This window comes from Thioalkalivibrio sp. ALJ3, assembly GCF_000377205.1.
Classification (GTDB): domain Bacteria; phylum Pseudomonadota; class Gammaproteobacteria; order Ectothiorhodospirales; family Ectothiorhodospiraceae; genus Thioalkalivibrio.
Genome location: NZ_KB897909.1, coordinates 41,251 through 53,839 on the forward strand (window position 1 = coordinate 41,251; position 12,589 = coordinate 53,839).

General features: G+C 64.6%; 10 protein-coding genes and 1 tRNA gene. All 11 read right to left on the bottom strand.

From position 1 onward, the window contains the following. Positions 1-39: 39 nt before the first annotated feature. The 11 genes from pnp to C935_RS0110295 all read right to left on the bottom strand — a co-directional run bounded on the left by pnp (position 40) and on the right by C935_RS0110295 (position 12,539). On the bottom strand, positions 40-2,127 hold the full coding sequence (pnp, locus tag C935_RS0110245; RefSeq protein ID WP_018862408.1) for a polyribonucleotide nucleotidyltransferase: 2,088 nt from the start codon (positions 2,125-2,127) through the stop codon (positions 40-42). Positions 2,128-2,252: 125 nt separating this feature from the next. After that, on the bottom strand, positions 2,253-2,522 hold the full coding sequence (gene rpsO, locus C935_RS0110250; RefSeq protein WP_012982141.1) for a 30S ribosomal protein S15: 270 nt from the start codon (positions 2,520-2,522) through the stop codon (positions 2,253-2,255). A gap of 111 nt (positions 2,523-2,633) precedes the next feature. Continuing rightward, on the bottom strand, positions 2,634-3,593 hold the full coding sequence (gene truB / locus C935_RS0110255) for a tRNA pseudouridine(55) synthase TruB (RefSeq protein ID WP_018862409.1): 960 nt from the start codon (positions 3,591-3,593) through the stop codon (positions 2,634-2,636). A 13-nt stretch (positions 3,594-3,606) separates the two neighbouring features. Continuing rightward, a complete protein-coding gene (gene rbfA, locus C935_RS0110260) occupies positions 3,607-4,050 on the bottom strand; it encodes a 30S ribosome-binding factor RbfA (RefSeq protein ID WP_018862410.1) in 444 nt (147 codons plus the stop codon). Beyond that, positions 4,050-6,758 (bottom strand): translation initiation factor IF-2, encoded by a 2,709-nt coding sequence (gene infB, locus C935_RS0110265; RefSeq protein ID WP_018862411.1) that lies wholly within the window; start codon positions 6,756-6,758, stop codon positions 4,050-4,052. The genes rbfA and infB overlap by 1 nt, the downstream gene beginning before the upstream one ends. Before the next feature lie 81 nt (positions 6,759-6,839). Then, complete coding sequence (nusA, locus tag C935_RS0110270; protein WP_018862412.1) at positions 6,840-8,327, bottom strand: transcription termination factor NusA; 1,488 nt, start codon at positions 8,325-8,327, stop codon at positions 6,840-6,842. A 58-nt stretch (positions 8,328-8,385) separates the two neighbouring features. Then, positions 8,386-8,841, bottom strand: coding sequence for a ribosome maturation factor RimP (gene rimP, locus C935_RS0110275; RefSeq protein ID WP_018862413.1), 456 nt, complete (start codon positions 8,839-8,841; stop codon positions 8,386-8,388). A 198-nt stretch (positions 8,842-9,039) separates the two neighbouring features. Then, positions 9,040-9,116 (bottom strand) — tRNA-Met (locus tag C935_RS0110280). A gap of 98 nt (positions 9,117-9,214) precedes the next feature. After that, entirely contained in the window at positions 9,215-9,559 is a 345-nt protein-coding gene (locus C935_RS0110285) for a DUF2818 family protein (RefSeq protein ID WP_018862414.1), read from the bottom strand. Between the two features lie 3 nt (positions 9,560-9,562). Continuing rightward, a complete protein-coding gene (nuoN, locus tag C935_RS0110290) occupies positions 9,563-11,011 on the bottom strand; it encodes an NADH-quinone oxidoreductase subunit NuoN (protein WP_018862415.1) in 1,449 nt (482 codons plus the stop codon). A gap of 13 nt (positions 11,012-11,024) precedes the next feature. Continuing rightward, a complete protein-coding gene (locus tag C935_RS0110295; protein ID WP_018862416.1) occupies positions 11,025-12,539 on the bottom strand; it encodes an NADH-quinone oxidoreductase subunit M in 1,515 nt (504 codons plus the stop codon). Between the last annotated feature and the right edge of the window lie 50 nt (positions 12,540-12,589).

Here is a 12,589-nt window from a genome sequence, read left to right on the forward strand (position 1 = left end):
GCCGGGCACCCGCGGGTGCCCGCTGCGTGACAGGCCCAATCAGGCCTCGGGCTCGACCGCCTTCATGCTCAGGCGGATGCGTCCCTGCTTGTCCACTTCCAGCACCTTGACGGTGACCGAGTCACCCTCGGCCAGAAAATCGGCCACGTTCTCCACCCGCTCGTCGGAGATCTGCGAGATGTGCACCAGGCCGTCGCGGCCCGGCAGGATGGAGACGAACGCCCCGAAGTCCATGATCTTCGCGACCTTGCCAGTGTACTGGCGGCCGACCTCGATGTCGGCAGTCAGCTCCTCGATACGGCGCTTGGCCTCAAGGCCCGCAGCCTGGTCGGTGGAGGCGACCTTGACGGTACCATCGTCCTGGATGTCGATCGTCGCGCCGGTTTCCTCGGTCAGGGCGCGGATCGTGGCCCCGCCCTTGCCGATCACGTCGCGGATCTTGTCCGGGTTGATCTTCATGGTGATAAAGCGCGGCGCGTGCGAGGACATCTCCTCGCGGTGGCTCGGCAGCACCTCGTTCATGCAGCCCAGGATATGCATCCGGCCTTCGCGCGCCTGTGCCAGCGCCTGCTCCATGATCTCGCGGGTAATCCCGTCGATCTTGATGTCCATCTGCAGCGCAGTCACCCCGTTGGTGGTGCCAGCCACCTTGAAGTCCATGTCGCCGAGATGGTCCTCGTCACCGAGGATGTCCGACAGCACGGCAAAGCGCTCGCCTTCCTTGATCAGCCCCATCGCGATGCCCGCGACCGGGGCCTTCAGCGGCACGCCCGCATCCATCAGGGCCAGCGAGGTTCCACAAACGGAGGCCATGGAGCTGGAGCCATTGGATTCGGTGATCTCGGACACCACGCGAACCACATAGGGAAAGTCTTCGGCCGTCGGCATCACCGCGGCCACGCCCCGCTTGGCCAGACGGCCATGACCGATCTCGCGGCGCTTGGGGGAACCGACGAACCCGGTCTCGCCGGTGCAGTAGGGCGGGAAATTGTAGTGCAGCATGAAGCGGTCGCGGCGCTCGCCCTCGATCGCGTCGATCACCTGGGCATCGCGGTCCGTACCCAGCGTGGCCACCACCAGCGCTTGGGTCTCGCCACGAGTAAATACTGCCGAGCCGTGAGCGCGCGGCAGGACCCCGGTCTGGACGCTGATCGGACGCACGGTCTTGTTGTCGCGCCCGTCGATGCGCGGGTTGGCATCCAGGATGCGGTCGCGCACCAGACGGTACTCGAGATCATGGAACGCCGTCTTCACGTCTTCCGCGCTGGGACCTGAGTCGTCTTCGCTCGCGATCGCCTCGACGGCCTGGTTGCGCAGTTCGCTGATGCGCTGGGTGCGGGCCTGCTTCTCCGCGATCTGGTAAGCCGCGACGAGGTCGTTGCCCACGGCCTCCTTGACGCGGTCTTCCAGCGACGCCTCGGACGGCGGTGCCTGCCAGTCCCAGGCTGGCTTGCCAGCCTCCGCGGCCAGTTCCTTGATCGCCTGGATCGCGGCCTGCATCTGTTCGTGACCAAACATCACCGCGCCCAGCATCACTTCCTCGGAGAGCTCACTGGCTTCCGATTCCACCATGAGCACGGCCTGCTCGGTGCCTGCCACGACCAGGTCGAGGTCCGACTCTTCCAGGGCGCTGTAGGTCGGGTTCAGCAGGTATTCGCCGGCACGGTAGCCGACACGCGCGGCACCGATCGGGCCGGCGAACGGGACACCGGACAGCGCCAGCGCCGCCGAGGCGCCCAGCAGGGCGGGGATGTCGGGATCGATGTCGGGGTTGATCGACATGACCGTGGCCACGATCTGGGTCTCGTTCTTGAAACCCTCGGGGAACAGCGGACGGATCGGACGGTCGATCAGACGCGAGGTCAGCGTTTCCTTCTCGTTCGGACGCCCTTCGCGCTTGAAGAAGCCACCCGGAATCTTGCCAGCGGCGTAGGTCCGTTCCTGGTAATTCACGGTCAGCGGGAAGAAGTCGCGGCCGGGATCGGCCTCCTTGCGCGCGACGGCAGTCACCAGGACCACGGTCTCGGCCATGTTGACGAGGACGGCGCCACTGGCCTGGCGGGCGATGTCACCGGTCTCGAAGGTGACCGTATGGTTTCCGTACTGGAACGACTTCTTGTGTGCCACGTTATATCCCGTTTCCCGTAGTGCGTGCATCGAACTTGCTTGCGACGGGCCGGCTCGCGCCCCTGCGCGGCCACCCCTGAAAATGAACGGGCCCGCACCAGTGGCGCGGGCCCGTTGTGCCTGCCTTAGCGGCGCAGGCCAAGCTCCTGAACCAGGGCCTGATAGCGGTCCTGGTCATTGCGCTTGAGATAGGTCAGCAGCTTGCGGCGCTGGCTGACCATCTTCAGCAGCCCGCGACGCGAGTGGTGATCCTGCTTGTGCTTTTCGAAATGCCCCATCAGATGCTGGATGCGGGCCGTCAGCAGCGCGACCTGGACTTCCGGCGAACCGGTGTCGTTGGCATCGCGTTTGTGTTTCTCGACGATGGCCGATTTTTCTTCGGTAGTGAGCGACATGAAAACCTGACTCCTGAAATTTCTTGACCGTTAATCGACCAGTGGCGCTGGCGATAGGCGCGCAATGTTAGCACGACACGCGGGCCTTGGATAGGAAGAATCCCGGCCCCTTCAGGGGGCCGAAACAAACAGGCGGCGAGGCCGTACCTGACCGTCGGGCGTACGCACGCCCACCGCCAGAAAACGGCCTTCACCGTCATGCACCCGCAGCAGCGGCCAGCCGGTTTCGGGGTCTAGCGGCGTATCTCCCGCTCCCGCGGCTTGCGCCTCGACCGCCTCGGAAAACGCCGGGTGGCCGTGACGCAGGGCCGTACTGGCCTGCTCGTTCAGGGACACGGAAGGCCAGTCTCTCAATGCGGCCTCCGGGGGCTGCAGCATGACCTCGATCGCGGCCGCGCCCCCCGCGTCGAAGGCGGCCTCTACCTGATCCATCGTGACCATGGCGGCGGCCTCGAACGGGCCATGCCCGACCCGGCGCAGACTGTCGACCGCGGCCCCGCAACCCAGCTCATGCCCAATATCCGCCACCAACGAACGCACATAGGTGCCCTTGCTGCAGCGCACATCGATACGTAGCCGATCGGGAGCGGTGTGCTCGATGGACAGGGCGTGGATCTGCACCGGCCGCGGGGGGCGTTCGACTTCCACACCCTGACGCGCCAGCTCATACAGCCGTTTGCCGTCATGCTTTAGGGCCGAGACCATGGGCGGCACCTGCCCCTGCGCCCCACTGAACTGCCGCTCCAGCGCCCGCAGTTGCTCCGACTCGATGGCCGGCACCGACGCCTCGCGAATGATCGCGCCATCGAGATCCGCACTGTCGGTCTCGATCCCCAACTGTGCCTCGGCGATGTAGTGCTTGTCGGCATCCAGCAGCCAGCCCGAAACCTTGGTGGCCTGACCGAAGCACAACGGCAAAAGGCCGGTCGCACGCGGATCCAGCGCCCCGGTGTGACCGGCCTTTTTGGCCTGCAGCAGATACTTCACGCGCCCCAGGACCTGCGTGGAACTCGGTCCCCGGGGCTTGTCCAGCAGCAGGATACCGTCGACCTCGCGACGTACGCGCGCCATCGGAAGCCGGCGGTCAGGCCCCGCGGCCCGGGTCCTGCGAATCCTCGGCCCCGTCCTGCTCGCCACTGCCGGTTCCCTCGGCATCTGCGTGGTGGGCACGATCCTCGGCCAGGGCCTGGTCGATCAGGGAGGACATGCGAGCACCGCGCTCCGGCGTGTCGTCGTAGACAAACCGGAGCTGGGGAACGCTGCGCAGTCGCATGCGCTGACCGAGTGCCCGGCGCAGAAATCCCGCCGCGTGATTCAGCCCCTGCTGTGCCTCGCGTCCTTTCTCCTCGCCCCCCAGCTGGGTAAAGAACACCTTGGCATGGGCGAGATCCCGCGAAACCTCGACATCCGCCAGCGTGATCATCCCCACGCGCGGATCCTTGACCTCCAGACGAATCAGGTCCGCCAGCTCGCGCAGGATCTGGTCCCCGACCCGGTCCGAACGATGAAACTCGCGATTACCGGGCATCAGAGCGTCCGGGCCACCTCGACGCGCTGGAAGACCTCAATCTGGTCACCGGCCTTCACGTCGTTGTAGTTCTTCACCGCGATCCCGCACTCGGTACCGGCCTTGACCTCGTTCACGTCGTCCTTGAAGCGGCGCAGGCTCTCCAGCTCGCCCTCGTAGATCACCACGTTGTCGCGCAGCACGCGGATCGGGTTGCCCCGCTTGACCGCACCCTCGACCACGAGACAGCCGGCGACCTGACCAAAGCCGGAGGCCTTGAACACGTCGCGGACTTCCGCCAGACCGATGACCTCTTCGCGGATCTCAGCGGACAGCAGGCCCGACAGCGCCTGCTTGACATCGTCGATCGCCTCGTAGATTACCGAGTAATAGCGCACGTCGAGCTCGTTCTCGGCGGCCAGGCGCTTGGCGCCGGCATCGGCACGCACGTTGAACGCGATCACGATCGCCTCGGAGGCCATGGCGAGGTTCAGGTCGGACTCGGAGATCCCGCCGACCCCAGCAGACACCACCTTCACGCGGACCTCGTCGGTCGACAGCTTGACCAGCGACTCGCGCAGCGCCTCGGCCGAGCCCTGAACATCCGCCTTGATCAGGATGTTCACGGTAGCGATCTCGCCTTCCTGCATCTGGTTGAAGATGTTCTCCAGCTTGGCGGCCTGCTGCGCGGCCAGCTTGCGCTCGCGCTGCTTGGCGTCGCGGTGCTCGGCGACCTCGCGGGCGGTCTTGTCGTCCGCGACGACCAGGACCTCGTCGCCGGCCTCCGGCACGCCGGACAGGCCCAGCACCTCGACCGGCATGGACGGACCGATTTCCTTAACCGGCTTGCCAGTATCGTTGAACATCGCACGCACGCGACCGTATTCCTTGCCCGAGAGCAGGATGTCGCCATGCTTGAGGCGACCGGACTGAACCAGGATGGTCGCCACCGGACCGCGGCCCTTGTCCAGGCGCGATTCGATCACCACGCCACGTGCGGGGCCCTCGTCCGGGGCCTTCAGTTCCATCACCTCGGCCTGCAGGCCCAGGGCCTCCAGCAGCTGGTCGATCCCCTCGCCCGTATGCGCCGACACATTGATGAACTGCGTATCGCCACCCCAGGCCTCGGGGATGACCTCGTGCTGGGCGAGATCGTTCATCACGCGCTCGGGTTCGGCCTCCGCCTTGTCGATCTTGTTGACCGCAACCACCATCGGCACACCGGCGGCCTTTGAGTGCTGGATGGCCTCGAGCGTCTGCGGCATCACGCCGTCGTCCGCCGCGACCACCAGGATCACGATATCGGTGGACTGCGCCCCACGGGCGCGCATCGCGGTAAACGCGGCATGCCCCGGAGTATCCAGGAACGTCACCCCATCGTGGCCATTGTCGACGTGATAGGCGCCGATGTGCTGGGTGATCCCACCGGCCTCGCCGGATGCGACCTTTTCCTTGCGGATGTAGTCCAGCAGCGAGGTCTTGCCGTGGTCGACATGGCCCATCACGGTCACGACCGGCGGGCGCGGCTTGGCCTCGGCGGTCTGTTCCAGACCCGTGTCGATCTCGTCCTCGACGGAGGTTTCCTTCGCGGCGATCGGCTTGTGTCCCATCTCCTCGACCACCAGCATTGCCGTGTCCTGGTCGATGGACTGATTGATGGTCGCCATGACCCCCATGCCCATCAGGGACTTGATCAACTGCGGCGCCTTGATCGCCATCGCCTGCGCGAGATCGGCGACGGTAATCGTCTCCGGCACTTCGACTTCGCGCACCACCGGTGCGGTCGGCTTGGCAAAGCCATGCTTGCTGGCGACGGCTTGCGCTGCGGCCGACTGCGCCTTGCGGCCCTCGCCCTTCTTGCGGCGACCCCGACGGTCCCCCGCCACATGCAGTTCCTTGCGGTCGTCCTTGCGAGCACCCTTGCGTGCCTTGCCGCCGCTCTTGGCCGATTCGGCCTCGGCCGCAGCCTGGCGCTGGGCCGCCTCGCGCTCCAGACGCGCCTGCTCTTCTTTCTCGCGCTTGGCCTCCTGCGCCTCCAGTTCCTGCTGGCGGCGCTTCTGGCGCTCGCCGCGCTCGGCCTCCTCCTGCTTGCGCGCCTCAAGCGCCTTGCGCTGGGCGTCGCGCTCGGCCTCGACCTGCATGGCCAGCTGCTCGGTGCGACTCAGCGCGCGTTTCGGTTTGTCCGGGGCTGCCTCGGGCTCGGGCTCGGGCTCGGGCTCTGCCTCGGATTCCGACTTCTCGATCTCTTCGCTAGCCGCAGCCTCAACCGGCTCTTCCTCGGCGGCCTCGACTTCGGGCGTAGTGCTCTCCTCGGCCTCCTGCGGCTTGGGCTCCTCGGCCACGGGCTCGGCCGGAACCTCTTTCGGGGTCGGGGTCGGCTCGGCGGTCGGCGCGACGTCGGCCTCGACCGAGGCCTCGACGGGCTCCTCAGCCGGTTTGCGCTTGATCGTGCGCTTCTTGCGCACCTCGACGTTCACGGTCTTGGAGCGACCCGGCCCGGAACTCACCTTCAGCGTCTGGGCCTGAGAGCGGCGCTTGAGCGTCACACGGCCGCCCTCACTCTCGCCATGCGACTGCCGGAGGTGATCGAGCAGCTTGCGCTTCTCGGCATCGGTAATCGCCGCTTCCGGGCCATCCACCGCGACGCCCGCCTCCTTGAGCTGTTCCATGAGGCGGTCCACCGGCTTGCCAACCGATTCCGCGAATTGCTGCACTGTCATTTGCGCCATGGCGCCTTACCTCCATTCCATATTCTTTTCAGGCCAGCCGACGGCCTGTCACACGGGCTTCGCGATCCATTCGTCCGGGCGTTATTCGCCGGTTTCGAACCACGGGGCGCGCGCCGTCATAATCAGCTCGGACGCCTCTTCCGTGCTCAATCCAGTCATTTCGACCACGTCGTCGGCTGCCTGCTCCGCGAGGTCTTCCATGGTGCAGACGCCGTGCGAGGCCAGCTTGTTGGCCACGCCCTGGGTCATGCCGTCCATGTTCAGCAGGTCCTCGGCGGGCTGGTAGTTCTCGCCGCCCGCGATCGCACGGGTCAGCAGGGCGTCGCTGGCGCGGTTGCGCAACTCGGCCACGATGTCCTCGTCGAACTCCTCGATCGCCAGCAGTTCGGCCTCGTCGACATAGGCCACCTCGTCCAGCGTGCTGAAACCTTCCTGCACCAGGATGCCGGCCACTTCCTCGTCCACATCCAGCGCCTCCATGAAGAAGGTCACCAGTTGCTGCGCCTCGGCCTCGCTCTTCTCGGCCGCCTGCTCCTCGGTCATCACATTCAGTTCCCAGCCAGTCAGCTGGGAGGCCAGACGGATATTCTGCCCCCCACGGCCAATGGCCAGGGAGAGCTTGTCCTCCTCGACCGCGATGTCCATCGACTGCTTGTCCTCGTCGACCACGATCGACAGGACTTCGGCCGGGGACATGGCGTTGATCACGAACTGCGCCGGATTCTCGTCCCAGACGATAATGTCGATACGCTCGCCGGCCAGCTCGTTGGACACCGACTGCACGCGCGAACCGCGCATGCCGACGCAGGCACCGACCGGATCCAGACGCGGGTCGTTGGAGCGCACCGCGATCTTCGCGCGCTGGCCCGGGTCACGCGCCGCACCCATGATATCGATGATCTCCTGCCCGACCTCCGGCACCTCGAGCTTGAACAGCTCGATCAGGAACTCCGGCACGGTACGGCTCAGGATCAACTGCGGCCCGCGCGCGTCGGGGCGAATCTCCTTGAGATAACCACGCAGGCGGTCGTTGGTGCGCACGGTTTCGCGCGGGATCATGTGCTCGCGCGGGATCAGGGCCTCGGCGTTGCTGCCGAGATCGACATAGGTGCCGTTGCGGTCGGTACGCTTGACGATACCCATCACCAGCGTACCCACTCGATCCTGATACTCCTCGACCACCTTGGCGCGCTCGGCCTCGCGCACCTTCTGCACGATCACCTGCTTCGCGGTCTGCGCGGCGATGCGGCCGAAATCAACGGCCTCCACCGGCTCTTCGATCACATCACCGACCTGCGCATCGGCGTTCTTCTGCTGCGCATAGGACAGCAGGATCTGGTATTCCGGGGATTCGAACTCGGGGTCCTCGTCATCCACCACGGTCCAGCGGCGGAAGGCCTCGTAGTCACCTTCCTCGCGGTCGATGCTCACGCGCACGTCCATCTTGCCGCCGTGGTACTTGCGGGTCGCCATGGCCAGTGCCGATTCCAGGGCATCGAAGATGATGTCCTTCTCGACACCTTTCTCGTTCGCCACGGCATCCGCGACCAGCAGGATCTCCTTGTTCATCTCTTGTCTCTCCGCACCTCGGCGGTCACCCGCCGATTCAACAAAACCGTACGCCGGTCTACAGCTGTTCCAGGACCCGCGCATTGTGGATAGCGTTCAACGGCAGCTCGTAGGCCATGCCGTCGACCTCGACTTCGATCATCTCCTCGTCCACCCCGATCAGCGTGCCGCGATAGTTCCGCCGACCGTGCTCGGGCCAGCTCAACCGCACCTTCACCGGATGACCGATATACCCCCGGTACTGATCGGGCGTGAACAGCGGCCGTTCGATGCCCGGACTGGAGACCTCCAGGGTGTAGTTGCCACGCAGGGCCTGTTCGACCTCGAGCACCGCACCGGCCTGTTCGCTCACCAGCGCGCAATCATCCACCGTCACCCCTTCGGGACTGTCGATGTAGATGCGCAGCATCACGGGCTTGGAACCGGGGTGGTACTCCAGCCCCCAGAACACGAACCCCTGCCCCTCGACCACCGGGGCCAGCAGTGCGCTCAGTTGTTCGGACTTTTCCGCCACCTGACTCCACTCGGCACGATTCGCGCAACGGCCCTTTCCAAGGCCCGGAAACAAAAAAAGGGCGATAAACGCCCCTCGAACACCTCAGCGATGACTGCAGCCAGTCGTACCGACTGCATGGCGCGCGGGAGCGCAGCCCGGCAAGACCATATCGGACCTGCCTAACAAAAAGGCCCCATATGGGGCCTCTCTGAAAATTGGTAGCGGGGGCAGGATTTGAACCTGCGACCTTCGGGTTATGAGCCCGACGAGCTGCCAGACTGCTCCACCCCGCATCCGAGACGCGAAACTATAGCAAAGCGGGTTGGGGCCCGCAAGGAGAAGCGCGAGTTTTTTCCGGGTCGGAAGCCCCCCTCGCGCCTTTCGAGATCGCTTACCGCGAGCGGTGCGCCCGGCTCCTCAGATGCTGCTTGAGATCGTAGCGCCAGATGTATCCCGGCAGCGCGAACACCGCGAACATGGACAGGGTGATCACGTAGAACTCCCAACCCTGCGTATGGATCCCACCGGTCGCCTGATATTCCAGGCCCTTGCCGATCAGCCCCGCCAGGAAGTAGAGCCCGACCCATTCAAAGATGCGGATCCAGGGGCCCTTCACGCCGCTGGCCGGCAGGACCATCAGGCCGATGCGCTCGGTGAGCCAGGGCAGGTTCGCCGAAATAAAGGCGACAACGACAAAACCCCAGACCAGAACTTCAAACGGAATCCACTGTGTCACGACTTAGCCCATGATTGCGTAGTGGGTGACAGACAACAGCAGGCCCGGAAAAATTCCAAGAAGCAGCACTGCGAGCCCGTTAATACTGAGCGCGGTGGCAAACGCGCCGGAGGGCTGAATCGGCTCCTTCGCGTCTTCCTGCGGGTCGTCGAAGAACATCATCTTGACCACGCGCAGGTAGTAGAACGCCCCGATGATCGAGAAGATCACGGCGACCACCGCCAGCCAGACCAGATCGGCGCCCACCGCGGCCTGGATCACCGCGAGCTTGGCGTAGAAGCCGACCGTCGGAGGCACCCCGGCCATCGAGAACATCAGCAGCAGCATGATGAACGCAAACCATGGGTTACGCTTGGCCAGGCCCTTGAAATCATCAATCTGGTCGGCTTCAAAGCCCTTGCGCGACAGGAACACGATCATGCCGAAGCCACCGGCCGCGGTAATCGCGTAGACGATCACATAGAACATCGCCGAGGCGTAGCCGCTGTCGGTCCCGGCCAGGATACCCATGAACACGAAGCCGACATGCGCGATGGTCGAGTAGGCCAGCATGCGCTTGATGCTGGTCTGTGCGATCGCGATCACGTTGCCCACCGCCAGCGACAGCACGGCCAGGATCACGAACATGCCCTGCCAGTCGGCATGCATCGGGCCCATACCCTCCACCAGCAGGCGCATCAGGAAAGCAAAGGCGGCGATCTTCGGCGCGGTGGCGATGAACAGCGTGACCGCCGTCGGGGCGCCGTCGTAGACGTCCGGCACCCACATGTGGAACGGCACGGCCCCCAGCTTGAACGCGATCGCGACCACCAGGAACACCAGGCCGAAGACCAGCGGGATGTTAAGCGTCTCATCGGCCGCCACCAGCTCGGCGGCAATAACCGCGATATCCAGCGAGCCGGTCATGCCGTAGATCATCGACATGCCGTAGAGCAGCAGACCAGAAGCCAGCGCGCCCAGGACGAAGTATTTCATCGCCGCTTCGGTCGCGCGGGTGTTGTCGCGCCAGAACGCGACCAGCGCATAGGACGACAGCGACAGCAGCTCCAGACCCAGGTACAGCGTCAGCAGGTTGTGCCCGGAGATCATGATCATCATCCCGAGCACGGCGAACAGGCCCAGGATGTAGAACTCGCCCTTGTGGATTCCGCGCTCCATCAGGTACGGACGCGCATACAAGAACACCAGGAAGCTGGTCACATAGACCGCGACCTTCAGGATGTCCGCCATCGGATCCTTAATGAAGCTGTCCGAGAAGGTCAGCACCGTCTCCGGACCCATCATCCAAAGGGTAAGGCCGGCGGCCGCGACCAGGGTCGCCTGCACCAGGCCGTAGGTGATGTCGCGCCGCGAATCCGGCAGGAACGCGTCGATCACCAGGATCAGGCACGCCATCCCGAGCACGAACATCTCGGGCACGGCGGGGAGGAAGTTGGGGATCTCGAAAGTCATGTCAGGCGTCCGTTCAGAGCTTCGACTGCGCGATATGCGCCACGAGGTGGTCGATGGTCGCGTTCATCACATCCAGCAGCGGCGCCGGCCACACACCCAGCAGCAGGGTGAAGAAGGCCAGCACGCCCATCAGGAAGAACTCGCGGCGGTTCATGTCGGACAGACCGGCCACGTTGTCGTTGGCCACCGCGCCGAAGATCACGCGCTTGACCAGCCACAGGGTGTAGCCCGCCGCCAGGATCAGCGTGGTCGCGGCGAGGAAGGCAATCCAGAAATCCGCCTTGAACGCGGCCAGGATGACCATGAACTCGCCGACGAAGCCGGAGGTGCCCGGCAGGCCGGTGTTGGCCATCGCGAACAGCACGAAGAACGCGGCGAACCAGGGCATGGTGTTCACCACACCGCCGTAGTCCGAGATCTGCCGGCTGTGCAGGCGGTCGTACAGCACGCCGACTGCGAGGAACATCGCCGCGGAGATAAAGCCGTGCGAGATCATCTGCACCATGCCGCCGGCGATACCCAGCGAGGCGCCTTCCCAGTCACCGGTGTTCGAATAGATGTAGAAGGCGAGGAAGAAGCCCAGCGTCACAAAGCCCATGTGGGCGATCGACGAATAGGCGATCAGCTTCTTCATGTCGCTCTGGATCAGCGCCACCAGGCCGATGTAGACGATCGCAATCAGCGACAGCACGATCATCAGCGTATCCAGCACCGCCGAGGCATCCGGCGTGATCGGCAGCGAGAAGCGCAGGAAGCCGTAGCCCCCAATCTTCAGCATGATCGCCGCCAGGATCACCGAGCCGCCGGTCGGTGCCTCCACGTGCGCATCCGGCAGCCAGGTATGCACCGGGAACATCGGGATCTTCACCGCGAACGCCATGAAGAACGCGAGGAAAATCAGTATCTGCGCGGTCATGCCGATCTGCAGGGCATGGAAGTCCTGGATCAGGAAGCTGCCGGACTGGATGTACATCCAGATCAGCGCGACCAGCATGAACACCGAGCCCAGGAAGGTATAGAGGAAGAACTTGATGGTCGCGTAGACGCGCCGCGGCCCGCCCCAGATCCCGATCACCAGGAACATCGGGATCAGCATCGCCTCGAAAAACACGTAGAACAGCACCGCGTCCATCGCCGCGAACATGCCGATCATCAGGCCTTCCATCACCAGCATCGCCGACATGTAGTAGGCGATCCGATCTTTCACCGACTCCCAGGCCGCAATGATCACGATTACGGTGATCAGCGTGGTCAGCAGGATCAGCGGCATGGAGATGCCGTCCACGCCCAAGTGGTAATTCACGTTGAACGCCGGGATCCACGAGGCCAGTTCCTGGAACTGCATCTCGGCGGTGCCACGCTCGAACGCAAACCACAACGGCAGACTGGCCACAAACGTCGCCACGGCCACCGCGAGCCCGAGCCGCCGCGCCACATGGGGCGCATCGCGCCCGGCGGCAAGCACCAGGAAGCCGCCGAGAATCGGCAGCCAGATCAACAGACTCAAGATAGGCCAGTCAGCAAACATGGTCGTTCCTTGAAACAGCGATGGGCTTCGAGCGCATGGGTGTCGAAGCC